Raw genomic sequence first — 23,423 nt, forward strand, 5'->3', positions numbered from 1 at the left:
ATTTTAATTCACAAATTAATTTACTTTAATGTCTTTTGTTTATAATATTGTTGCATTGTTAATTCATCGTGCTATCGAAACTGTTAATTAAATGGTAAGCAATCTGCCAATTATATCAAATCAAATATAAAAGTTAAAGCTAATCTGCTTATTTAAAAATGTATCTTGATATAATTAGGTCAGCTGGTTAGATGATTGTAATATAGCTGGTAGCTACTAATAAAAAAAATATAAAAACATAAAATAATCGGTCTTTTAAAAGAATAATTTTATTTATGTAAAAGAGGTAAGAACTTATTTCTTACCTCTTTTGGCTTGCAGAGTATTGATCATATGTCTAATAGCAATAATCGGATGCTTATAAATCATCCTTGGTCCCGCATATTTCATGACTTCACGAATTTTTTGTCGATAACTTGGAGCATAGCAATGGATCGGACAGCTGGAACAAAAAGTTTTTTCAGCTTTACGGGGACAGCGATCAATTCTTTGGTAAGCATAATTTTTTAACTCAGTCAAATCCTCATGATTGCCTTTTTCATACATTTCAATCATTAAAGTAATCATTTCTTTTTCCTGCTCGATCGTCATTAGCTTTGTCGCCCCCGTTCAATCTTAATAATGCGATGGCAAATTTTTAATGATGAAGGTCGATGACTAACCATGATGATTGTTTTACCGGCACTATTTTCACTTAACGCCTGTAATACTAATGCTTCATTTAAACTATCTAAATTACTAGTTGGTTCATCTAATAAAATCATTGGCGTATTGTGTAAAAAAGCTCGTGCTAATGATAAACGCTGTAATTGACCACCAGATAATGACTGGTAAAGACTACCTATCATTGTTTCATAACCATCAGGTAATGATTGGATAAATTCATCTAAATTAGCTTTACGACAAGCATCCACTACTTTAGCATCGTCAACATCTAAACCTAACTTGATATTATTTTTAATACTATCGTTAAAAACATATGTATCTTGTGTTACATAACTCATCAGTCCAATCAAAGAATCACTATTCCATTCTTTAATATTATGATGATTGATCAAAATTTCACCACTAGTTGGATCATAAAAGCGCATTAATAGCTTCAACAACGTCGTTTTTCCATTACCGCTCTTTCCTTGAATTCCAATTATCTCACCTGGTTTGATCGTTAAATTAATATTATCTAAAATCAAATCATCCTGATAACTAAATGATAGATTTTTTATTTCAATATCACCTAAATTTCCCGAATATCCATTAGTTACTGGAGTAACTTGTGGCGATTCTTCCAATAAATCTAAGACCCGATTACCACTGGCAAAAGTGATAATTAAATTATGGGCTAATGAAGATAAAGCTAAAACTGGTCCAAATGATGACATTAATGCAATTGTACTTAAAATTACCCCATTAAAACCAATAGCTCCTTGACGATATAGATAATATGCCAATAATAACATTGCCAAGGAAAAAAGACTAACTAATCCATCACTAATCATTTGAAAACGACCTTCTAAACGTTTTAAATATTCATTTTGATAATTTAAATTAGTACTTTTTCTTTCAATATCTTCTAACCGTTTATTACCTCGTGTAAATTGATCAACAATTCTTAAACCATGAACTGCTTCTAAAACATAACTAGTATATTTTCCATAATCATTACGATACTCTAATCCTTTATCTTGAGATATCTGATTGATAATAACAGGAATTACTACACCAATAACCAGATAAGCTACTAGCGCTAACAAGGCTAACGATAAATGGAAGGTACCTAAAAATACCACCATAATTATTGAAACGATCAAAGCAATCATCACCGGTGATATGGTATGGGCATAGAATACTTCTAATAACTCGACATCACTAGTAATCATCGCTACTAAATTTCCCCGGTCTTTACCATCAAGTTTTGCCGGAGCTAGCGTTCTTAATTTTCCAAAGACAATATCACGAATCATTGCTAGTAATTTAAAAGCAATAAAATGGTTACACCATTGCTCACCATAGCGTAAAAAGCCTCTAACTACACCACAAATAATCAATAAATAGCCTAAATTAATAAAACTTTGACGATCAATAATTTTTAAAATTATTTCCCCGGCAATAACTGTTAAGAAAATAGCTGCCAGATAACCTAATACCCCTAGAATAATAGCGATAAACATGATTAACAGCATTGACTTAACTAGGGCAATCAAGCTAATTACAACTTTAATATTACTTCGTTTTTTCACTTGTATTTCCTCCATAATTTTCAATTCTTTGCTGTGTCATCACTAATTGATAATAATCATCATTATTTTCCATCAATTGCTGATGGCTGCCAGTACCTGATAAACGCCCATGACTAAAAACAAAATTTCGTTTACAGTTAATGACATTAGCTAATCGATGACTAATTAAAATAACAATTTTATCTTCTTTCATTTTTTCAATTACAGTTAATATAATTTCTTCACTTTCAATGTCAATATTGCTCGTTGCCTCATCAAAGATATAAACATGGCTATCATGTAATAACGCCCTGGCAATACTTAAGCGTTGTTTTTGACCACCAGAAAGATTATTACCACGTTCTTCAATTTCACTATCCAAGCCCTCTAATTGACTAAAATAATTCCATAAATTAACTTGTTTTAAAACATTGATTAACTGTTCGTCAGTTGCCTGATAATTACCATCTAATAAATTAGACCGAACATTTCCAGCAAAAATATATGGATCATGTTCTACTAAAGTGATTTGTTTCATCAAGCTATCATGTCTAATATCTCGAACTTCACAATCATTATAAGTTAAAGAACCCTGGTAATGATCATAATATCCCATTAATAACTTAGCAATCGTACTTTTACCACTTCCAGAACTTCCAACCACTCCATAAATACCTGGTTCATCTATTAAAATATTGATATCTTGTAAAACCAATTCTTTATCGTAAGCAAATGAAAGATTCTGCATTTTAATATTAACAACTTCACTTAATTCTTGATTAGCTTTTGTAACAACAGGAGTATCTAATAATCTAAAGATTTTTTCACTGGCTGCATTACCATTCATAGCAATATGGAAAAAAGATCCTAACAATCTTAATGGTATAAAAAACTCCGCTGAAAGCATGATCATCATAAAAGTCTGTCCTAAATTGATTTCCTGATGATAAAAAGCATATAATGATAAAATAATTCCGGCTGCCGCCCCACCATAAGCAACCAAATCCATGATACTTATGGAATTTAATTGCATTACTAGCACTTTCATCGTAATTGTTCGAAAACGCTCGGCTTCTTCATTCATTTCAAAATGTTTACTTTTATCACCACGATAACCTTTTAAAGTTGTTAAACCACTAACATTATCTAAAAAACGATCTGCTAAATTTCCATAAAGGCCCCAATATTTACTTAATAATCTTTTAGCAAACTTTTGAACTAGAACAATTGATATTGGAATTAATGGGACGCAAATAAATAAAACTAATGCCGCTTTAAATTCAACTTGTCCTAAAACTACAAATAAAGTAACTGGCGCTAACATACTATAGAAAAACTGTGGCAAGTATTTTCCAAAATAAGTTTCTAGCTGTTCTACACCCTCACTCATTAACTGTGTTAATGATGCCTTACTAATTACTTCTTGATAGTGATTATTTAAAACTAAGACTTTCTTATAAATATCACTCCGTAATTTTCCTTTAATACTCTTAGCCGCTTTAAATGATAAAATTGCTGTTTGTTTAGTAAAAATTCCTTTAATAATTATCAAAACAACAATCGTAACTATTTTAAGTTCTAAAGAACTAATGACATTTTTTTGATAAATATCATTAATCATCGAAGCTGTAATGGCAATAATAATTATTTGACATATTAAGCCTAACCACTGCATCAAAACTTGCAGATAAATATATTTCTTATCTTCTTTTAAATAACTAACTAATCTTTTATTAATCATTTCTTACTTCTTTGATTGTCGCTATCTTCATTGTAAAATAATAATATTTAAAGATTACTAATAGAACAATCACGATCCTTCCATAAATATTGTTCATCATTAAAAAAGCAATTAATAGCATAGTACTGGCAAAACTTAATAACATTACTTTAGTTTTTAAAGTCATTGATCTTCTTTGAACAAAACTATCTAAATGATTTTGATATAGCTTTGTTCCCTCAAACCAGATTTTAGCGCGCTTAGAGCTCTTGGTAAAAAAGAACATCGCTAACAATAAAAATGGTGTTGTTGGTAAGATTGGTAAAAACACCCCAATCATCCCTAATACCATTGCAATTAAGCCTAATCCAAAATATAAGTATTTCATCGTTTTCTCCTTTTTGTTATATCAAACTAACTTAGTTATACCAGACTAACTTTAACATTATCAACGAATCTTTGCAACTAAAATAATAAATGTTTCCGAGCTTTTTTTAAAATTAACATATGAAATTTTAATTTTTTAATGGTAAAATAAAAGTAGTTAACGTGCGGTTTGGATAACGTAAGTCCAGTTACAGACCGCACTTTTATTTTCTAAGGAGATGATTAAATGTATCAAATCGGAGATTCTTTTTTATATGGTCGCGAAGGTGTTTGTAAGATAACAGATATTGTAACTAGACAAATCAAAGGAGAAGATAAACAATATTATGTTTTAGAGCCTCAAGATCAACACATTAAGATCTTTATTCCAGTTGATAACAATCAGGCAGTTTCGAAAATGCGACGGGTACTATCTAAAGAAGATATTTATAAGTTAATTAAAGCCATGCCTGATAATGAAACAATCTGGATTGAAGATAAAAATGTTCGTAAGCAAAAATATAATAATATTATCATCAACGGTGATCACGAACAACTAGTTAAGTTAATTAAAACTCTCTATTTACATCGTGAAGAAAAACTTAAAAGTGGCAAAAACTTCCATGTCCAAGATCAACAATTTTTAGATACTTGTGAAAAAATTTTATATGATGAATTTTCAACTGTTTTAAACATTAAGCCAGACCAAGTAATTCCATTTATTATTAATACAATCAATGAGGAAAATAGCGATGTATAAAATTAATGATTGTGTCATCTTAAATAATTATCACGTCTATCAAATCATCAAAAACAATCAGGACAAATATACGCTCACTTCATTTACCAGCCAGGATACTATTGAAGTCACCAGTAAACAAATTATTAAAGCTCTACCAACAGTAGAACAAATTAATGAAGTCATTGAACGAATTCCTTATATTCGAACATTACAAATTGAAAATGAGAAGTATCGTCAGGAAATTTATCAAAAAACAATCAGTACTTTTGATGAGGTTGATTTAATTAAAATTATTAAATCGGTTTATCTCCGTCGTAAAAGAAACAAATATCATGATTATGAAGAAAAATACTATCATTTAGCTAAAAATCTCTTTCATGAAGAAGTTGCCGTTAGTTTAAAAATGCCATTAGATACAGTAGAAGCCTATATTAATGAAAAAGTGTTGGAATTTTAAAAAACCTATCAGGTGAGCCTGATAGGTTTTATTTTAAATTATGATAAATAAATAACATTCGATCCTTACCATTCATATCTTTAATGATTTCATAAGGTTCGTTTGGAAAATAGGTTGCTAGAGCTTCTTCCATCAATTCTCGTTGATCAAACCCCATTTCAAAAGCTAATAATGCTCGATGATTCAATAATGGCTTTACTTCATTAAAAATTCGCCGATAGAAATATAAGCCATCATTACCACCAAATAAAGCTAAATGCGGTTCATTATCTTTTACCATTGCTTCAATTTCTTGATTATTAGGAATATATGGGGGATTAGAAACAAAGATATCCACTTTAATTTGTTTTTCTAATAATGGTTCTAATAAATCACCAACCATAAAATCTACATTAGCCTGCAATCTTGCAGCGTTTTCTTTAGCTACTGCGATTGCTTTATCAGATATATCACTGGCATAAACTTTTGTTTTTGGTTCTTCTAAAGCTAAGCTGATGGCAATCGCCCCACTTCCAGTACCAACATCACAAAGACTAATTGTCTGATAATCATTAAAATAATCATCAATTCGATACAAGATATTTTCAACTAATTCTTCTGTTTCATAACGAGGAATCAAAACATCTTCGTTGACAATAAAATCCCGTCCAAAAAAAGTTTCCATTCCTATAATATATTGAATTGGTTTCCCTTGATAATATTCTTCCATCCCAGCTAAAAACTTAGCTTCCAATTCTGGTTCAACTTCCTGATCATACATTAGATATAATTCATGAGGCTGTTTATTAGCTAAATGATAGAATAAAACTTTAGCCGCATTTACATCTTGATAATTTTCATCAAGTTTGCTTTCTGCCGTTTTGATTAACTCCTTGACTGTGGCCATTAATGTTGTCCTTCCATTTTTAAACGTTGATCTTCATTAATTAAAGCGGTAATAATATCATCTAATTTACCTTCCATAATTCGATCTAACTGTTGAATTGTTAAACCGATTCGATGGTCAGTAACTCGGTTTTGTGGATAGTTATAAGTTCTAATTTTTTCAGCACGATCCCCTGTTCCGATTTTACTTTTACGTTCACTATCAACTTGTTGATTTTGTTGCTGTTGATAATAATCATAAATACGTGCAATTAAAGCTTTCATCGCTTTATCTTTATTATCGTGTTGTGAACGACCATCTTGGCTGGCAGCAACTATTCCCGTAGGTAAATGGGTAATCCGGACTGCAGAGTCAGTTTTATTAATATGCTGTCCTCCAGCACCACTAGCACGATAAGTATCAATTCTCAAATCATTTTTATTAATTTCAACATCAACTTCTTCAACTTCTGGCATAACTAGAACTGTAGCTGTTGAAGTATGAACACGACCTTGAGTTTCTGTCTTTGGTACTCTTTGAACCCGATGTGAACCCGATTCAAATTTTAATTTACCATAAACATCTTCACCTTTAACCATGAAAGAAATTAAAGAATAACCACCAGCTTCAGCTGGATCAGCTTCCATAACTTCAATCTTCCAACCTTGTGATTCAGCATATTTTACATACATCCGATATAAATCACCGGCAAAAATATTTCCTTCATCACCACCAGCAGCTCCACGAATTTCCATAATAACATCTTTGTTATCATTAGGATCTTTAGGAATTAATTCAATTTCTAATTTATGAATTAGATCAGGTAATTTATCTTCTAAATCAGCTAATTCCATTTTTGCCATTTCTTTAATTTCAGGATCATTTTCCTTAGTTAACTCTTTAGCTTCTTCAATTCCTTTTTCAATCTTTTTATACTCTTGATATAAATCGTAGGCGCTTTGAAGTGAAGCTTGTTCTTTAGTGACTTCAGTCATTTTTTTAATATCACTACCAATATTAGGATCCATCAACATCTGACTTAATTCTTCATATCTATTTTCCATTGTTTTTAATCGTTCTAACATGCTTTCATTCATGACAATACCTCCAAACCTATCATATTATATAATAAAGCGTCTAAATAAGCAAAATAAATTTTTAGTTGGCTTAATCGTCATTTTTTTTAATAAAAAATTTTTTTAGTTCACATTGAGTTCACTAAGTTACTTTATTATATAAGTGTAGTAAGAAAACTACCCTCCCTTTAATCATAAAAACTAGAGACAAGTTACTGATGTAACTTGTCTTTAATTTTGTAATCTTTTCTAATTAACTACTTATTATATCCTTTTAATGACAAAAATTAAAAGATTAAATGATTTTCTCATCTAATCTTTATCTAAATTTATATGGTTTATTATTAACTTGATGACAATGCCGACAACGTGGCTCATAGTGATCTTTAGCTCCAACCAAAACAATTGGGTCTTCAAAATCAGCAGGTTTACCATTAACTAAACGTTGTGTTCTAGTTGCTGGTGCTCCACATTTAGCACATACTGCCGTTAGCTTAGTAACAAACTCTGCCCTAGTTAATAATTCAGGCATTACCCCAAATGATTCGCCCCTAAAATCTTTATCTAATCCAGCAACCATAACTCTTAGTCCTTTATCAGCCAGATATTCACATACTTCAATAATATCTTCATCAAAAAATTGCACTTCATCAATGGCAACCACTTCTACTTCTGGTTTGACCTTTTTTAAAATATCCTGAGCTTTTTTGACCACTAAACAAGGAACATGAGCTCCTGAATGTGAAATAATTTCACTATCAGAATAACGATTATCAATTTTAGGTTTAAATACGACGATTTCTTTTTTAGCATAGCTTAAAACATTGATTCTTCGAATCAGTTCCTCGGTTTTCCCGGCAAACATACAACCACAAATTACTTCAATCCAGCCATCACGAAATAAATGATACATCTTTCCACTCCTAACTTCTTAAATCACGAACGCCTTCACCCGTACCATCAGGACCAACTTGAGCCAAATCAGAAAAACGACTGTAATTTTTTTCAAATGCTAAATTAACTTCACCAGTAGCCCCATTACGATGTTTAGCGATAATAATTTCCGTTAAACCACTGTTACTTTCGTTTTGTTCCTCAACATTTTTATAATAGTCTTCACGATAGATAAAGGAAACAATATCGGCATCTTGTTCGATTGCTCCAGATTCACGTAAGTCCGACAACATCGGACGTTTATTAGGGCGTTGTTCTACCGAACGTGATAATTGTGATAATGAAATTACCGGTACTTCCAACTCTCTGGCCAATGCTTTTAAAGCTCGAGAAATATCAGATACTTCTTGTTGTCGACTTTCACGATTTTTAGAAGCAGTTGTAATTAACTGCAAATAATCGATAACGATCATCTTTAAACCATGTTCGCTTTTTAATTTACGACTTTTAGCAATGATATCATTGATCTTAATTCCCGGACTATCATCAATATATAAATTACATTTTGAAACTCGTTCTGCTGCTGCATAATATTTATTAGCATTAGTTTTTAAAATTTCACCAGTTCTAATTGCTGAACCTTCAATCCCACCCATAGAGCAGATAATTCTTTGCACCAGCTGTTCAGCTGGCATTTCTAGTGAGAAAATAGCTACCGGTTCATCTGATTTATAGGCAGCATTATGAGCAATATTTAAAGCAAAAGCGGTTTTCCCCATTGCTGGACGAGCCGCTAAAATAATCAAATCGCCTTTTTGAAAACCTGATGTTATTTTATCAAGATCTCGAAACCCCGATTTAACTCCAGAAATATTTCCTTCTACTTTCTGTAATAAATTTAAACGATCGGTTACGCTTCTAATTACTCCTCGAATATCACGAAATTCACCAGCATTACGTTCTTGGGTCACATTTAAAATTGCTTTTTCGGTATCATCAATAAAAGCATCGACATCTTCAACATCATCATAAGCTGCTTCGGCTATTCGCGTTGTTTCCCGAATTATTTTTCTCAACGTTGCTTTATTATGTAACATTTTTAAATAATGATCACTGTGAGATACGGTTGGTATTGATTCACTTAGCTGTAATAAATAATCAACGCCACCAACTTTTTCCAATAAATTATGATCCATTAAATAAGAAGTTACGGTAGTAACATCAACAACACTGCCGGCATCATTTATATCAGACATCGCTTTAAAAATAGTTTGATGACTATTTTCATAAAAGTCATCTTCTACTGCTTTATTTAATATATCAATACACTTATCTTTAGATATCAGCATCGCTCCTAATAACGATCTTTCTGCTACGATATCATGAGGATATTCACGACCAGCCATAGTAATTGTCTCCTAACGTTCTTTTAAATGAACAGTCACTGTTCCCATAATTCCTTTATATAAATCCACCTTTAATTTTGTATATCCTAATGCTCCAATTGGGTGTGCATCAACAAATTTTCTTTTATCAATTTTAATATCATATTTTTCTCTTAATTGTTGGACAATTTGCTTAGTTGAAACACTTCCAAAAGTTTTACCTTCTTTACCAGATTTTAAAGTAAACTCTAAAGTAATTTCTTCAAGTCTTTTGGCTAAAGCTTTAGCATCAGCTTGATTTTGAAGATCTTGTTCATGTGCTGCTTCTTTTTCACTTTCAACTATTTTACGACTAACTGTTGTTTCCATAACTGCTAATTTATTTTTAATTAAATAGTTTTGTCCATAACCATCGGCAACTTTAACAACATCACCTTTTTTCCCTAATTTTCTAACATCTTGTAATAAAATAACTTTCATTAATCATTCGTCCTTTCATCTAAATATTCATCAATTGCTTCTTCTAAAGCATTGATTGCCATTTTAATATCTTCATATTTTAATTGGCAGGCCGCCATTGTAAAATGTCCCCCACCACCTAACTTTTCCATTACTAACTGAACATTAAATTCTTTAGTTCCACGGGCACTAATTGATATTTCCTCTTTACCAGTTCTTCCAACAATAAATACCGCTTTTATGCCACTAATACCTAATAACTCATTTCCAGCTTTAGCTAGTAAAGTACGACTATAAATACTATCTTGTTTTCCATAAGCAATTAAAATATTTTTACCAAAACGGTAGGCTGTTTGAGTAATTGATAATTTAGTTAAGGTCGTATCATAATCATCCTCTAAATATTTATAAGCCTCACCAACATTTGCCTGCATTTCTTTTAATTTAGCAGCAGACTGAAATGTTCTCGTTCCAACTCGCGTTTTAAAATAATTAGTATCAATCAACATTCCAGCATACATAATTGTGGCTTCCCGTTCTGTAACATTAATGTTTTCTTTTTGATAATCAAACAACTCAACAATTAATTCGACAGTTGAAGAAGCTGAAGGCTCTAAATATGTTAATAACGGTAAATCAATAAATTCCTCACCACGACGATGGTGATCAATAACAACTTTATTTTGAATAATATCTAATACATTACCATCGATGGCTAAAGAAGGCTTATGATTATCAACACTAATTAATAAACTATGTGGGCGCTTAAAATCATCGACCCGTTGTGGGGAAATAAAAACACCACGATACCGCCCATCACTTTGTAAACTTTTAGCCACAACCGCTGTTTTTTCCTCTAATGAATCATTATCAATAATAATCTTGGCTTCTTTTTCATAAGCTTTAGCCATTGCATACATTGCAATTGAAGCTCCAAAAGAATCAAAATCAGATTGCTTATGCCCCATGATAAAAACATTGTCGGCTTGTTTGATCAATCCTGCCAAAGTTTGACCTATTACTCGAGCTCTGATTTTATTAGATTTTTCGGTACTTTCAGTATTACCACCAAAATAACGAATTGGCTCATCACTAGATTTAACAGTTACCTGATCCCCACCACGTGAATAAGACAACGATAAAGCTGAAAAGGCCATTTGATCTAGCTCCCTTAAAATATTACTGCCACGACCAATCCCAATTGATAGAGTCATCATTTGGCCTAATTCATCGGCTTTTTCTTTAAAATAATCGAGAATTCTAAACTTATCTTCTACTTGTTTACGATAAGTTCTTTCGTTGAAAATAGCAAAATAGCCATCGCTTTTATACCTTTTTAAAACTACACCATTTTCCTTGCCCCAATCAAGCATAACTTGTCTTGTAGTTGATTGAATTGAAGCAACAGTCTGTTCATCAGCCTGTTCAATTGACTCTTCATAGTTATCAATTGTTATATAGGCAACAGCAATTTGCTGGTCAACAAACTCTTTACTAACTGCGGTATAATCAGTTACATCTTTTAAATATAATAATCTTTTTTCTTTACTATTATATACTTCATATTTTCTCGAATTAATATCAATAACTTTAATATCATCATCTTCAAATAGTGAAGCTAATAGTGGTTGCCATTCAAGTAGTTTTTTTCCAACAATATCTAATTTTAATTCAGTAAATAAATCACTAATCCAGGTGATATTACGACTTTCATCATATTGAATCAAACCAACGCCACCAAAGATAAAAGCGTTTTTTGCCTCATCATTTAATGCTTCACTGACACTTAAATTATTTTCATGAGCAATACTTGAAGCATATAAGATAAAACCAATAATAACAGCATTTTTAATCCAGGCATATAACATGAAAAATAAGAAATTACTTGAAACAAATAAATATAAAAATAACGCCAAAACACTTTCAATTGCTAAAAGAATTGCGCCAAAATTTCTTAAACGTATCATTTTTACTGTCACTTATCATCACCTCACAGCAATACCATTATACATTAATTTCACTTTCTTTTCATCATTTTGACAATCAATAGATTGGAATATACTCTAATAATATAAGATTCACAAAAAAACATTATGATCCACAATAAAACAAACGTAATTTCTGGACTAATAATATTTTTTAAAACTGGTATCATTCCAATTATTCCCTGATATATTTCCAATCCTTCTTGCATTACATTAATTCCTAATAACGTACCTAAAACAAAAAAGATTACTAGATTTTTTATCGCCGATAAAATAATCATTCCATACTTACTAAAACGTAAACTTTTTTGTCGTTTTAAACACCAGCCATAAAACACTCCTAAAATTAATGTAAAGCTAGTAAAGAAAGTAAAAAACATTTCACCAACTAAAAACAAGACAACAAATGCTGCCAAAACCACCATTAATCCAGCTTGATAATCATACTTATAAGTATAATAGGCTAAAAAAACAACCATTACATAGGCAAATACGATATCAAATAAACTGCCAGTATAAAGATTAATGATCCCTAAAACACCAAATAATGCACTCAACATTGCGCCACTAGTCAGCATCTTGATCCGTTGATGATTCATAATAAGCCTCCTCAAGATTTTGATAAAACTTTTTATGATTATATCATAATCTTATTCCTTCATCAATTCCACTTCAGTTGTCTAATTACAACAAAAAAAGGAAAATATCGTCTATATTTTCCCAAAACTAATTATTCTTTTGAATAGTGTAAATGAACTATTTTCCAGTGACCATTTATTTTTTGAATGACTTGAGTTTCTAGTCCATGAATTCCATATTCTTCATTGCTATCTCTTTTAATACATTCTGTTCGATATTCAAAAATAACTAATGCCAGCTCATTAGTTATAAACTTAATTTCTAAATCTTGGGCAATCAAGTCAATTTTGGCATAATTTTTTTGAATCGACCCAATTAAAAAATCTTGATAAATATTTTCAAGTCCCTCATATTTGTTAATGACCGATATCAAAGTATTATTTTTCCCGGTCCATAAATTCATAAAATCATCTTTATCTTGGCTGCTAATAGCTTTGATATAATTATTTACTAACAGCTCAATTTGTTTATAATCATCCATTATTTTCACCCCACTTATTTATCAAAATTATATCATATTTTAAAAAAAAGAATATCCTAATAGGATATTCTAGTCTTCAAATAAACAAGCTCCATTAGTTTCAATTACTTTTTTATACCAATAGAAACTCTTCTTTGGAATCCGTTTATATGTTCCTTTACCATAATCATCAGCATCAACATAAATAAATCCATAACGCTTTGACATTTGTTTAGTTGATTCTGATACTAAATCGATACATCCCCAAGATGTATAACCTAAACATTCAACACCATCAATTTCAATCGCATTAAGCATTTCTCTAAAGTGGGCATCAAAATAATCAATTCGATATTGATCATCAATCGTACCATCAGGTAATACTACATCCTTAGCTCCTAAACCATTTTCAACAATAAATAATGGTTTACGATAACGATCATATAAATCAACCATTGAAACCCTTAAACCAATTGGGTCAATTTGCCAACCCCAATCACTTGAAGGGATATATGGATTTTTGATTGCGGTCATTGTATTAGCAGCTGTTTTCTTTAAACCTTTGTCATCTTTAGCAACACAACTACTTGAATAATAACTAAATGAAACAAAATCAACCGGATAATTTTTCATTAGTTCATCATCACCAGGTTCCTTAACGATTTCAACCCCTTCGTTTTTAAACTTAGCTAATAAATAAGCTGGATATTCTCCAAATACTTGAGTATCACTATAACAATAAGTACTACGCATATCTTGTTGTGCTTGAAGAACATCTTCAGGTTTACATGTATATGGATAATATGTTAATTTTGTCAACATACATCCTACCATTGAACCAGGAATTATTTCATGACATATTTTTGTTGCTAGAGCACTAGCGACAAATTGATGATGCATTGATTGGAAAATAATTTGATTCCAATTAACATCTTCAGGGAAACGATCTCTAACTAAACCACCAGTAGTGTATGGATGACGGATCATACTATCAACTTCATTGAAAGTTAGCCAGTATTTTACTTTATCTTTGTAACGAGTACAGATCGTTCTAACAAATTTTTCAAAGAAACCAACTAATTTACGGTTATACCATCCATTATATTTTAAAACTAAATTAATTGGTGGTTCATAATGGGACATTGTAACTAATGGTTCGATTCCATATTTTAAACATTCATCAAAGACATTATCGTAGAATTGTAATCCTTCTTCATTTGGTGTTTCATCATCACCATTAGGAAAAATTCTGGTCCAGGCAATTGATAATCTAAATACTTTAAATCCCATCTCCGCAAACATTTTGATATCTTCTTTATAATGATGATAAAAATCACTACCATGGCGTTTTGGATATAAAGTTTCATCATCAGTTGCTAACGCTTCTTCAATCTCTTTACTACTTATTTCATTTTGTTTAGCGTAATCTTGAACATCAACATCTAAATGCGAACGAGCACAATCAGATACTGAAATTCCTTTTCCGCCTTCTTTCCAGCCACCTTCTACTTGGTTAGCAGCAGTAGCACCACCCCATAAAAAACCTTCAGGAAATTGTCTTGTCATTAATTATATACCTCCATAACTTTATCTAAGTAAATATTAACATTTTTATCATCTTTTCATTTAGTTATTTCACTTCATGAAACAACTTTTTATTCATAGCCCTGATCAACAAGCAGCCAATTCCCCTTATCCTTAGTTATAATAAAGCGATAATCACATTAATTGCTTTTATCATATTAATCGGTAAAATAATAACTAATATAATCAATAGGAGTTATCAAATGGAACTAAAAAAAATACACGAACTAATTATTAATGATCCTCATAATCAAAGCTATACCAGCAAACAGATTCCACCAGTATATCAAGTTAGCCCTGATGCTAAAATCTTAATTATCGGTCAAGCTCCTGGCAGTCATGTTGCCAAAACATTTATTCCTTTTAATGATAAATCTGGTGAAAAACTAATGCAGTGGTTAAGAATTGATAAAAATATTTTTTATTCTAACCAGATTGCGATCTTACCGATGGATTTTTATTACCCTGGAAAAGGAAAAACTGGCGATTTGCCACCGCGAAAATTCATTAGTGAAAAATATCATCATTTATTTTTAGAGTTAATGCCTCAAATTCAATTAACGATCTTAACTGGTAAATATGCCATTGACCATTATTTAAAAAATCAAACATATAAAAATTTAACTGAAACTGTTTATCACTATCAAGAATATTTACCGGAATATTTTCCAATTGTCCATCCTAGCCCGTTAAACTTTCGCTGGCATGCCAAAAATCCCTGGTTTGAACAAGATGTTATCCCCGTATTACAACAATTAGTTAATGAAATAATAGAATATCCCCAATAGTTAGGGATATTCTAGATATTTATTTACTGGCTATTTCCCAGCCGTTCATCATCTTACGACAAGAATAAAGTATTAAAAAACTAATCAATAGATTAATAACTAAACTAACATAACTGCTTAAAACTAAAGCAGTCTCTGAATTACTTTGAATTAAGACAATCGCTAATATAATTGAACTAGGAATAGCTCCAGCAATCATCACAACCATTTGCATTATGGCTTCTAACAGACCAGATGAACGATCTTTAAAGATTTTTAATGATAAAACCGAACCACTTACAAAAATAGCGATATAACCTAAAATCGTGGTAAAATAAGTCATAATAACCCCAAGACTATGCTGATAGTAAATTCCCACAATTAAAAAAGCTAAAAAAGCATAAACAAATATTTTAATAAACGTTGGAATTATTACTGCAATTAGTTTATTAAACGGCTTATCAGGAATTAAGTAAATCTGATAATTTTTTAAATCACGGCTTAACTGTGATTGTTTGATGGCACTAAATACCCAAAGAATAATCCAATAAACAAATAAGTCCAAATCAAAGTCTAATCCAATAGTCAATCCAATATAGATTCCTAAAGTAATTAAATCATTTTTATTGAAAAAATCATTACTTTTACGCATAATCAAGAAATTTTTTGATAACAGTGCCCAAGCTCCTGGTAAAAAGCCACTAGTAATTTTGGTTTTAACTTTTTGATTATTAATTGATTGTTGCAGCCCCTGCCGAACTGCTTTTAATGCTTTAGAAAATTCTAAACCATCTATTAATGCCTGTTCATAAAAATCACCACGATAATTAATAAATGCTAAATAAACTATCAACATAAAACCAAGCAATAAAGCTAAACCTAACAGCATCATTAAGATATTACTTTCAACATAAGCAACTAATACCAACTTGATCCAGCCAAAGACTGGCACAAAATAAAATAAGTCTGATTGAGCAAAATTCATTAATAAATTTTTATAATTGCCGGTTTGTAAATATACAATTCCTAAGATAAGTACAACTATGCCAATAATTATTCCTGGAATGATTTTGGCATATTTTCGATATTTCTTATCACCAATCGATAACACATAAAGATAATCATTTAAGATAGAAAAACTGAAAAAAGCAAGTATAGAAACTAAAATTGTTATAAAAAGAAAAGTATAGGTAATTGAAACAAATAAAGCAAATGACAATAAAACCATTAAAGTAATCAAAGTAAATTGCAAAGCTTGTAATACCGTCTGTAATGTTAAATAAATCATTATTTGTTTTCTAGTAAAAGGCCCCGTAAACAAATAAAATGCATCTTCTCCATAAAACAAAGCTTTTCTTGAACTTAAAAATGATGAAAAGATTAATATCGCCAAAAAACCAATATAAACAAGGATCATTACATGTAAATAAGGATCATCATTTATCATTGCTGAGGTATTTTTTAATAGGGTTACTACTGCCATTAAATAGAACAAACCACAAATAATTACTGTTATTCCTGCTGCTTTACTGGCAAAAAGATTTCTAAGAGCCGCTTTAGCTTTTAAGCACCATAATTTAAATAAAACTTTCATTCTTCATTACCATCCGTTGACTCAAAGAAATATTCTTTTAATGATTCATTTTGCAGATTTTCTTTAGTTACATGATTAACGATTTTCCCTTTATCCATAATATAAGCTTCATCAAATATATCATCAATTATGTCAATAATATGGGTACTAATCAAAATTGCACAATTTTGCTCTTTCATCCGTTTAAAAATTTCCAGAACTTTTTCAATACTAGAGGGATCTAATCCAATCATCGGTTCATCAACCAATAATGCTCTAGGTTGTATCATCAAAGCTAAAAGCATGCTCAACTTTTGGCGCATTCCCTTAGACAACTCTTTTGCCAGATTATTTCTTTTTCCCTGCAATTTAAATAACTCTAAATATTCATTGGCAATTTCTTGATAATTTTCAATTCGATATGCACTTCCAATAAACTCGATATGTTCCCAAACTGTTAAAACATCATACAAAACTGGGGTTTCTGGCACATAGCCAAAACATTTTTTAGCTTCGATAGAATCATTAAAATAGCCACATATTTTAATTTCCCCATCAAAAGCTACCAAATTGGCAATACTTTTAATAGTTGTTGATTTTCCAGCACCATTTGGACCCAATAAAATTGTAATTTTACCGGGTTTGGCAATTAAATCAACATTACTTACCGCCTGATAACCATCATAATTTTTAGTCAGATTCATCACTTCAATCATATATCGATCCTCCCTTTACTATCATTATAGAAAAAGCCAATCAAGAAGTATATAACTGTTTTATTAATATTTATTAAGAAAAACGACTTATCAAAAAGATAAGTCGCTAGTCACCATCACATTCACGAATGGCCTGTATAAAACTGCCAATAAAACTATAATCTTGGAGGTAATCAATCTTCACAATTTTAGGGCAATAATCCTTTGGTAAATATTTATACAGCTCTTTTTTTAATTTATTTACATCCAAAAGCCCATTACAGATAACCACTAGTTCTGGAGCTACCGTAACGGTGCACAATAAAACTATCTGTGCTAATAATTCAACCGTTCCTTCAGCTGTTTTATTTAATTCAAAACGACTCTTAGATAATACTAACGGCATATATTGGACTTCACCGCTTAAAGAATGATTTCCCACATGAAGCCGATCATTAATAATATTACCGATTCCTGCATTAGTTCCAACTGGTTGAAAAATAACTGATATATTATGATAAGTATTTTGACAGGCATGATAACCTATTGCTACTGAATTAACATCATTGCATAAAATAATTTTTTGACGATAACGTTGTTTCAAAGCGGCTTTAATATTAGTGCCATCATCCATTCCCTCTAATTTCATCGTATCAACAATACCATCATTAATTATCCCTGGAGTCGCTATGGCAATCGCATCGATATGTTTATGATGCAGCATCATCGTATCAATCACATCACAAATATCATCAATCGTTAAATACGTTTTAATAATCTCCCCATCTTCTAAAATATCATTATTACGCCCAAATAACCGATAACCAACATGAATTCTAACACTATTTCTTATAAGTGCCAAAGTAAGAATTTCGCCATGTTTTCGTGTTATTTCACCTAGCGTTAAGTCCTCATGTTTCTTTTTATATTCTTTTATCCGTGTTTTAGCAATCAAATTAAGCATTTTACTAGTATCATATTTAGCAAAAACACGAGTTGGAATTTTTAAAACTATTTTATTAGGAAACTGCTCTTGAACTTTGGCATGTTGGTAAGATATCTGTGGTGCTAATAAAATGATATCATAATCTTTAGCAACATTTTTTAACTGGTCAAAAGCTATGGCATCAAATAAATAATCCTCATCTAAAATCTTAACTGATTCATTTAATTTCATGGCAAAAAAGCCCGTAGTTAATCCACCACTACAACTAAGTAATACTCTTGTTTTAGGTTTTTGGACCAATGTTTCGATTATCTCCAGCATTTCTTCAAATAGCTCTAATGCATGTTTCATGTTTTTCATTTGAAAATGTAAATAAAATTCATCTTCATTTTTATAAGTATTAAAAACTTTAAATTCAAAGATTTGGAGATCATAACTATTGATTTCACTATGGCTATATGCTGTTTTAATGACAACACTTTTTTCCTGTAATTCTACCTGCATGTTATTTTTATAGTGATAATTTTTAATATATTGCCAAAATACTGTAGCATTTATCTCCCGTAAAAATTCATCCATTGAATAACACCCCACTTTAAAATATATTATCATGTTTTTTTAAAAAATGATGTATTTAACAACTATTTTTACTTTATTTCTTTACTTATAATTATAACCGTTGTTTATCTTCTATCAATATTTAGCGAAATATGTAAAAAACAAGCATTAATACAATTATAATATGATTGAAATCAATCATAGAAGGTGAGATTATGATACCAAAAATACGACGGGATATAATTATTGAAGCTTTAAATGCTAGAGGATACATCTCTATTGAAGAATTAGCCCAACTTTTATATGTCAGTTTGGCAACTGTTAGAAGAGATTTAAATGAATTAGAAAATGAAGTTTTGTTAAAAAGAACTTATGGTGGGGCTTCATTTATTTTACAAGATCACATGATTGTTTCAGGGGACTATCGAACTAATTTTAATAGTGATGAAAAAATTAAAATTGGTAAAAAAGCGACTGAATTAGTTGTTGTATGGTTTGCCAAACAATTAGCTAACAAAATTAATTTACATGTTCTAACTAATAATGTCTCGATTGCCCAGATTTTAGCTAAAGAAAGCACTAATGAAATTACTTGTGATACCTACAATTATAAACACGGTAGTATTTATGGTAGTGATGCCGCTAGTTATGTCCACCAACGTCATAGTGAATTATGACATTGCCCCTAAACAAGCATTTCAATCATGTGCAGATTTAACAGTTTTATTATTTGTCAGGAAAACCAGATTAATGTTCTTGTTGCCAAATAAAAAGGGATATCAAAATAGATATCCCTAACTGTCTTCAATTACTCCCATTAATTCTAAAATACGATTTAAATCTTTAATATCAGTGTATTTTATTGTTAATGTATTATCATCAACTTTAATCTTTGTTCTAAATTTCTTTCTTAAAATATCTTCAACATATTTATATTCTTTTGGTTTTTCAACCTTAGGCTGTTTTTTACGGCTTTTTTGCAGCTCAATTCCTTTAACAATATTTTCAACTTCACGTACGGATAAACCTTCTTCAATACAGCGATCAGCTAAACTTTCTGCTCTTTCTTTTTCTAAAGTAATTAAGCAACGTGCGTGACCCATCGTCAGCTTTCCTTCTAATACATAGTTTTGAATTTTCTCAGGTAACTGTAACAATCTTAATGTATTAGCAATATAGCTTCGTGATTTTCCAATTCTTTTTCCTAGTTCTTCTTGTGTTAAATCTAGCCGTTCCATCAATTGTTGATAAGCTCGTGCTTCTTCAATTGCATTTAAATCTTCACGTTGAATATTTTCAAGTAAAGCAATTTCCATCATCTGTTGATCAGTAAATTCCACAATAATAGCTGGAATATTAGATAACCCAGCCATTCTAGCGGCACGACATCTTCTTTCACCAGCAACAATTTCATAACCTTGAATTGATGATTTTAAAATTACTGGCTGGAAAACCCCATGTTCTTTGATTGATGAAGCTAACTCCTGGAGTTTTTCTTCATCAAACAATTTTCTTGGCTGATAAGGATTTGGTCTGATTTCATCTAGCGGTACTAGTACCTGTTTTGAAAGTGGGGTATTATTTTCAATATCATCGATCAAAGTCGTAATATCACCACCAAAAATCGCATCAAGTCCCTTTCCTAAACGTTTATTTTTAGGTGTTGTATTTTTCTTAGTTTTATTATTATTTGGCATTTCGTTTACACACCTCTTTTGTAAATTCTCGATAAGCACGAGCTCCTTCTGAATTATTATCATAATCAAAAATTGCTAACCCTTCAGATGGGGCTTCTGATAACTTTATATTACGAGGAATAACTGTTTTATATACTTTTTCTTTAAAATATTTACGTACTTCTTGAGAAACCTCAACCCCAAGATTAGTTCTTTGGTCTAACATGGTCAACAATATTCCTTCAATTGTTAATTTAGGATTGAATACACTTTGAGTTAATAAAATTGTGTTTAATAATTGAGTCAATCCTTCCAAAGCATAATATTCACATTGAACCGGAATTAATACTGAATCACAAGCTGTTAGAGCATTGGTATTTAATAATCCTAAGGCTGGTGGACAATCAATAATTACATAATCATAACTTTTTTTAACTTTATCTAATGCTTTTCTTAGTCTTTTTTCACGACCAGATTTTACATTAGCCAATTCCAAATCAGCACCAGCTAAATCAATACTAGCTGGAGCAACATCAAGTTTTGCAATATATGAAGGAACAATAACATCTTTCATATCACATTCATCAACGATGATATTATAAGTAGATAATTCCATGTTATCACGGTCGATACCGATACCTTGTGTTGCATTTGCCTGAGGGTCCATATCAATAAGAAGAACACGATAGTTATTATTAGCCAAAGCTGCCGCTAAGTTAATACTAGTCGTCGTCTTACCAACACCACCCTTTTGATTTGTAATTGCAATTACTCTTGTCATTATTTGACCTCCTTCATTCCTTCTTACCTATAGTCTCTCCTAATTTTACTACTGTTTCTCGATTATTAATAGTATTTTTAATAATATCTTCATCAATTACAACCTGGTTTTCTTTCAATAAAATGATTACTGTCGAACCCCCGAATTCAAAATAACCTTTTTCTTCACCACGATGACAAATCTTTTTAGCGTAGTTCACTATGCGGCCAACCATCATCGCTCCGACTTCCATTTGAACAATTTGTCCAAAATTTTTAGTTTCGATAATAGTATAACTACGCGTATTTTGTTTATAAATTGGAAAATAATCATTGGCAATTGGATTAACTGTATGAAACCTTCCCTTGATAAACTCTTCTTTAATTATTTTGCCATCATCAATATAACTATACCGGTGATAATCATCAACTGTCAATCTAAATACTAACCAATATCCATTTAAATACTCCTGAGCTAGATTTTCATCATTTAAAATTTCTGAAAGTGAATAACTGGTATCTTTAATTTCAACTCGACAATTTTGATCAATTGAATAACAAGAAAGCTTAGCATCGCAAGGACTAATTAAAACATTATCATCTGTCGAAAAAGGACGCTTTCCTGGTTTTATTTTTCTAGTAAAAAAGTCATTATAACTACGATATTCCTGTTTTTCAAATTGTGACATATCAATGTTATTATGTTGAATAAATGATTTAATCTGATGTTTAGATAACCATGAATTCATATAAAAACCACCAAGGTCACTGATAAATTTACAAACAAGAATTTTTAAAGCACATCTACCAAGAAATGTGCCATAAAGTTTCTTTAAAAAATTATTTTGTGTTTCACCATTAGTTTGAATATTTCCTGAACGATCAACTACAATCATTTCATCACCACTATCTGTATTAATTCGACAATCACTAAAACTCCCAAAGCAGCTAAACCTTTAGACTGTACTTTAGGAACTTTAAAATCTACAATAAATAAAATACCAATAATTAACATCAATGTTCCATAAATATAATCTAACCCAAAAATAACATAACGAAACGCATATGCCAGTGGCAAAATAAATGAAGATGTTGTCACTGGTAGTCCCTGATAAAATTTTCGCTTTTCATTTGTTTCCTGTTGCCGGATTTCTTCTTGAACATTAAAATAAGCTAACCTAATAACCGCAGCAAGCACATAAAAAATTTCAATAGCCAGCCAGGCATTGGAACTTAGACCAACATTATATCCTAAAATAGCAGGAAAAACTCCAAAAGCAACTAAATCACACAGTGAATCGATTTGAATACCAAATTTCTTTTCTTCTTCTGTCCGGTTTTTCTTACTGCGAGCTACCATACCATCAAAAGTATCACAAATACCACACATAATTAAACAAATAAATGCCCACTGATACATACCATTAAAAGATAGATGGATTCCTGCCATGGCAAAGACCAGTGATAGATATGTAAGAATAACCGTATAACTATAATATCCGATCATTTTTCTACTCCCTAATTAATTTTTACCAAAAACAGTATAGCACAGATTTAAATAATCCGGTATTAAAATTAAGCTAAATTTAGGTTTATCATCA

General features: G+C 30.8%; 24 protein-coding genes. 4 read left to right on the top strand and 20 right to left on the bottom strand.

Annotation, left to right across the window (positions count from 1 at the left end; genetic code table 11):
• Positions 1-294 precede the first annotated feature (294 nt).
• The 4 genes from Q0K54_RS06695 to Q0K54_RS06710 are packed head-to-tail and all read right to left on the bottom strand — an operon-like array spanning position 295 to position 4,324.
• Positions 295-591: a nitrous oxide-stimulated promoter family protein gene (locus Q0K54_RS06695; protein WP_294579399.1), complete on the bottom strand. Its 297-nt coding sequence runs from the start codon at positions 589-591 to the stop codon at positions 295-297.
• On the bottom strand, positions 591-2,237 hold the full coding sequence (locus Q0K54_RS06700; RefSeq protein WP_294579401.1) for an amino acid ABC transporter ATP-binding/permease protein: 1,647 nt from the start codon (positions 2,235-2,237) through the stop codon (positions 591-593). The genes Q0K54_RS06695 and Q0K54_RS06700 overlap by 1 nt, the downstream gene beginning before the upstream one ends.
• The gene (locus Q0K54_RS06705; RefSeq protein ID WP_294579402.1) at positions 2,221-3,957 is read right to left on the bottom strand and encodes an ABC transporter ATP-binding protein/permease; all 1,737 of its coding nucleotides are present in this window, start codon (positions 3,955-3,957) and stop codon (positions 2,221-2,223) included. The genes Q0K54_RS06700 and Q0K54_RS06705 overlap by 17 nt, the downstream gene beginning before the upstream one ends.
• On the bottom strand, positions 3,950-4,324 hold the full coding sequence (locus tag Q0K54_RS06710) for a YbaN family protein (RefSeq protein ID WP_294579404.1): 375 nt from the start codon (positions 4,322-4,324) through the stop codon (positions 3,950-3,952). Before Q0K54_RS06710 ends, Q0K54_RS06705 begins: the two co-directional genes overlap by 8 nt.
• A 225-nt stretch (positions 4,325-4,549) precedes the next feature.
• Here Q0K54_RS06710 and Q0K54_RS06715 point away from each other — a divergent pair, with 225 nt between their 5' ends.
• Complete coding sequence (locus Q0K54_RS06715) at positions 4,550-5,062, top strand: CarD family transcriptional regulator (RefSeq protein ID WP_294579406.1); 513 nt, start codon at positions 4,550-4,552, stop codon at positions 5,060-5,062.
• Positions 5,055-5,501: a hypothetical protein gene (locus Q0K54_RS06720; RefSeq protein WP_294579407.1), complete on the top strand. Its 447-nt coding sequence runs from the start codon at positions 5,055-5,057 to the stop codon at positions 5,499-5,501. The genes Q0K54_RS06715 and Q0K54_RS06720 overlap by 8 nt, the downstream gene beginning before the upstream one ends.
• Positions 5,502-5,529: 28 nt before the next feature.
• Here Q0K54_RS06720 and prmC read toward each other — a convergent pair whose 3' ends face one another.
• The 9 genes from prmC to ascB form a co-directional block, all read right to left on the bottom strand.
• Positions 5,530-6,387, bottom strand: coding sequence for a peptide chain release factor N(5)-glutamine methyltransferase (prmC, locus tag Q0K54_RS06725; RefSeq protein WP_294579409.1), 858 nt, complete (start codon positions 6,385-6,387; stop codon positions 5,530-5,532).
• A complete protein-coding gene (gene prfA, locus Q0K54_RS06730; protein WP_294579411.1) occupies positions 6,387-7,463 on the bottom strand; it encodes a peptide chain release factor 1 in 1,077 nt (358 codons plus the stop codon). The genes prmC and prfA overlap by 1 nt, the downstream gene beginning before the upstream one ends.
• Positions 7,464-7,761: 298 nt before the next feature.
• Positions 7,762-8,355, bottom strand: coding sequence for a thymidine kinase (locus Q0K54_RS06735; protein WP_294579413.1), 594 nt, complete (start codon positions 8,353-8,355; stop codon positions 7,762-7,764).
• Positions 8,356-8,365: 10 nt separating this feature from the next.
• A complete protein-coding gene (gene dnaB, locus Q0K54_RS06740) occupies positions 8,366-9,742 on the bottom strand; it encodes a replicative DNA helicase (RefSeq protein ID WP_294579415.1) in 1,377 nt (458 codons plus the stop codon).
• A 12-nt stretch (positions 9,743-9,754) separates the two neighbouring features.
• Positions 9,755-10,201, bottom strand: a complete 447-nt coding sequence (gene rplI / locus Q0K54_RS06745; RefSeq protein ID WP_294579417.1) for a 50S ribosomal protein L9 — start codon at positions 10,199-10,201, stop codon at positions 9,755-9,757.
• Positions 10,201-12,159: a DHH family phosphoesterase gene (locus Q0K54_RS06750; RefSeq protein WP_294579419.1), complete on the bottom strand. Its 1,959-nt coding sequence runs from the start codon at positions 12,157-12,159 to the stop codon at positions 10,201-10,203. Before Q0K54_RS06750 ends, rplI begins: the two co-directional genes overlap by 1 nt.
• A gap of 38 nt (positions 12,160-12,197) precedes the next feature.
• On the bottom strand, positions 12,198-12,764 hold the full coding sequence (locus tag Q0K54_RS06755; protein ID WP_294579421.1) for a DUF2232 domain-containing protein: 567 nt from the start codon (positions 12,762-12,764) through the stop codon (positions 12,198-12,200).
• 131 nt (positions 12,765-12,895) lie between these two features.
• Positions 12,896-13,285, bottom strand: a complete 390-nt coding sequence (locus tag Q0K54_RS06760) for a nuclear transport factor 2 family protein (protein ID WP_294579425.1) — start codon at positions 13,283-13,285, stop codon at positions 12,896-12,898.
• Positions 13,286-13,354: 69 nt separating this feature from the next.
• Complete coding sequence (ascB, locus tag Q0K54_RS06765) at positions 13,355-14,830, bottom strand: 6-phospho-beta-glucosidase (protein WP_294579427.1); 1,476 nt, start codon at positions 14,828-14,830, stop codon at positions 13,355-13,357.
• 221 nt (positions 14,831-15,051) lie between these two features.
• On the opposite strand from ascB, the gene Q0K54_RS06770 reads away from it, so the two are divergent.
• Entirely contained in the window at positions 15,052-15,636 is a 585-nt protein-coding gene (locus Q0K54_RS06770) for a uracil-DNA glycosylase family protein (protein ID WP_294579428.1), read from the top strand.
• 19 nt (positions 15,637-15,655) lie between these two features.
• On the opposite strand, the gene Q0K54_RS06775 is transcribed toward Q0K54_RS06770, so the two are convergent.
• The 3 genes from Q0K54_RS06775 to Q0K54_RS06785 all read right to left on the bottom strand — a co-directional run bounded on the left by Q0K54_RS06775 (position 15,656) and on the right by Q0K54_RS06785 (position 19,408).
• Entirely contained in the window at positions 15,656-17,209 is a 1,554-nt protein-coding gene (locus Q0K54_RS06775) for a putative ABC exporter domain-containing protein (RefSeq protein WP_294579431.1), read from the bottom strand.
• Positions 17,206-17,904, bottom strand: a complete 699-nt coding sequence (locus tag Q0K54_RS06780) for an ABC transporter ATP-binding protein (RefSeq protein WP_294579432.1) — start codon at positions 17,902-17,904, stop codon at positions 17,206-17,208. Before Q0K54_RS06780 ends, Q0K54_RS06775 begins: the two co-directional genes overlap by 4 nt.
• A gap of 106 nt (positions 17,905-18,010) precedes the next feature.
• Positions 18,011-19,408, bottom strand: a complete 1,398-nt coding sequence (locus Q0K54_RS06785; RefSeq protein ID WP_294579434.1) for an ROK family protein — start codon at positions 19,406-19,408, stop codon at positions 18,011-18,013.
• A 194-nt stretch (positions 19,409-19,602) separates the two neighbouring features.
• Between Q0K54_RS06785 and Q0K54_RS06790 the strand changes: the two genes are divergently transcribed.
• Positions 19,603-20,064, top strand: a complete 462-nt coding sequence (locus Q0K54_RS06790) for a DeoR/GlpR family DNA-binding transcription regulator (protein ID WP_294579436.1) — start codon at positions 19,603-19,605, stop codon at positions 20,062-20,064.
• Between the two features lie 117 nt (positions 20,065-20,181).
• Here the strand turns inward: Q0K54_RS06790 and Q0K54_RS06795 are convergent, their stop codons facing one another.
• Genes Q0K54_RS06795 through Q0K54_RS06810 form a run of 4 tightly spaced genes read right to left on the bottom strand, consistent with a single transcriptional unit; the run spans position 20,182 to position 23,329 of the window.
• A complete protein-coding gene (locus Q0K54_RS06795) occupies positions 20,182-21,084 on the bottom strand; it encodes a ParB/RepB/Spo0J family partition protein (RefSeq protein WP_294579440.1) in 903 nt (300 codons plus the stop codon).
• Positions 21,074-21,844, bottom strand: a complete 771-nt coding sequence (locus Q0K54_RS06800) for a ParA family protein (RefSeq protein ID WP_294579443.1) — start codon at positions 21,842-21,844, stop codon at positions 21,074-21,076. Before Q0K54_RS06800 ends, Q0K54_RS06795 begins: the two co-directional genes overlap by 11 nt.
• A 13-nt stretch (positions 21,845-21,857) precedes the next feature.
• Complete coding sequence (locus Q0K54_RS06805; protein ID WP_294579446.1) at positions 21,858-22,718, bottom strand: phosphatidylserine decarboxylase; 861 nt, start codon at positions 22,716-22,718, stop codon at positions 21,858-21,860.
• Positions 22,715-23,329, bottom strand: a complete 615-nt coding sequence (locus Q0K54_RS06810) for a phosphatidylcholine/phosphatidylserine synthase (RefSeq protein WP_294579450.1) — start codon at positions 23,327-23,329, stop codon at positions 22,715-22,717. Before Q0K54_RS06810 ends, Q0K54_RS06805 begins: the two co-directional genes overlap by 4 nt.
• Positions 23,330-23,423 lie beyond the last annotated feature (94 nt).

It is taken from the genome of uncultured Thomasclavelia sp., from assembly GCF_944324745.1.
Lineage (GTDB): Bacteria > Bacillota_I > Bacilli_A > Erysipelotrichales > Coprobacillaceae > Thomasclavelia.

What these genes read in the sequence shown, in the direction of transcription:
- Q0K54_RS06715 (WP_294579406.1), top strand. Translation starts at nt 4,550, where the DNA reads ATGTATCAAATCGGAGATTCTTTTTTATATGGTCGCGAAGGTGTTTGT.
- prmC (WP_294579409.1), bottom strand. Translation starts at nt 6,387, where the DNA reads ATGGCCACAGTCAAGGAGTTAATCAAAACGGCAGAAAGCAAACTTGAT.
- Q0K54_RS06705 (WP_294579402.1), bottom strand. Translation starts at nt 3,957, where the DNA reads ATGATTAATAAAAGATTAGTTAGTTATTTAAAAGAAGATAAGAAATAT.
- Q0K54_RS06800 (WP_294579443.1), bottom strand. Translation starts at nt 21,844, where the DNA reads ATGACAAGAGTAATTGCAATTACAAATCAAAAGGGTGGTGTTGGTAAG.
- prfA (WP_294579411.1), bottom strand. Translation starts at nt 7,463, where the DNA reads ATGAATGAAAGCATGTTAGAACGATTAAAAACAATGGAAAATAGATAT.
- Q0K54_RS06760 (WP_294579425.1), bottom strand. Translation starts at nt 13,285, where the DNA reads ATGGATGATTATAAACAAATTGAGCTGTTAGTAAATAATTATATCAAA.
- Q0K54_RS06795 (WP_294579440.1), bottom strand. Translation starts at nt 21,084, where the DNA reads ATGCCAAATAATAATAAAACTAAGAAAAATACAACACCTAAAAATAAA.
- Q0K54_RS06770 (WP_294579428.1), top strand. Translation starts at nt 15,052, where the DNA reads ATGGAACTAAAAAAAATACACGAACTAATTATTAATGATCCTCATAAT.
- dnaB (WP_294579415.1), bottom strand. Translation starts at nt 9,742, where the DNA reads ATGGCTGGTCGTGAATATCCTCATGATATCGTAGCAGAAAGATCGTTA.
- Q0K54_RS06755 (WP_294579421.1), bottom strand. Translation starts at nt 12,764, where the DNA reads ATGAATCATCAACGGATCAAGATGCTGACTAGTGGCGCAATGTTGAGT.
- Q0K54_RS06775 (WP_294579431.1), bottom strand. Translation starts at nt 17,209, where the DNA reads ATGAAAGTTTTATTTAAATTATGGTGCTTAAAAGCTAAAGCGGCTCTT.
- Q0K54_RS06735 (WP_294579413.1), bottom strand. Translation starts at nt 8,355, where the DNA reads ATGTATCATTTATTTCGTGATGGCTGGATTGAAGTAATTTGTGGTTGT.
- Q0K54_RS06780 (WP_294579432.1), bottom strand. Translation starts at nt 17,904, where the DNA reads ATGATTGAAGTGATGAATCTGACTAAAAATTATGATGGTTATCAGGCG.
- Q0K54_RS06785 (WP_294579434.1), bottom strand. Translation starts at nt 19,408, where the DNA reads ATGGATGAATTTTTACGGGAGATAAATGCTACAGTATTTTGGCAATAT.
- Q0K54_RS06790 (WP_294579436.1), top strand. Translation starts at nt 19,603, where the DNA reads ATGATACCAAAAATACGACGGGATATAATTATTGAAGCTTTAAATGCT.
- Q0K54_RS06805 (WP_294579446.1), bottom strand. Translation starts at nt 22,718, where the DNA reads ATGATTGTAGTTGATCGTTCAGGAAATATTCAAACTAATGGTGAAACA.
- Q0K54_RS06810 (WP_294579450.1), bottom strand. Translation starts at nt 23,329, where the DNA reads ATGATCGGATATTATAGTTATACGGTTATTCTTACATATCTATCACTG.
- ascB (WP_294579427.1), bottom strand. Translation starts at nt 14,830, where the DNA reads ATGACAAGACAATTTCCTGAAGGTTTTTTATGGGGTGGTGCTACTGCT.
- Q0K54_RS06695 (WP_294579399.1), bottom strand. Translation starts at nt 591, where the DNA reads ATGACGATCGAGCAGGAAAAAGAAATGATTACTTTAATGATTGAAATG.
- rplI (WP_294579417.1), bottom strand. Translation starts at nt 10,201, where the DNA reads ATGAAAGTTATTTTATTACAAGATGTTAGAAAATTAGGGAAAAAAGGT.
- Q0K54_RS06720 (WP_294579407.1), top strand. Translation starts at nt 5,055, where the DNA reads ATGTATAAAATTAATGATTGTGTCATCTTAAATAATTATCACGTCTAT.
- Q0K54_RS06710 (WP_294579404.1), bottom strand. Translation starts at nt 4,324, where the DNA reads ATGAAATACTTATATTTTGGATTAGGCTTAATTGCAATGGTATTAGGG.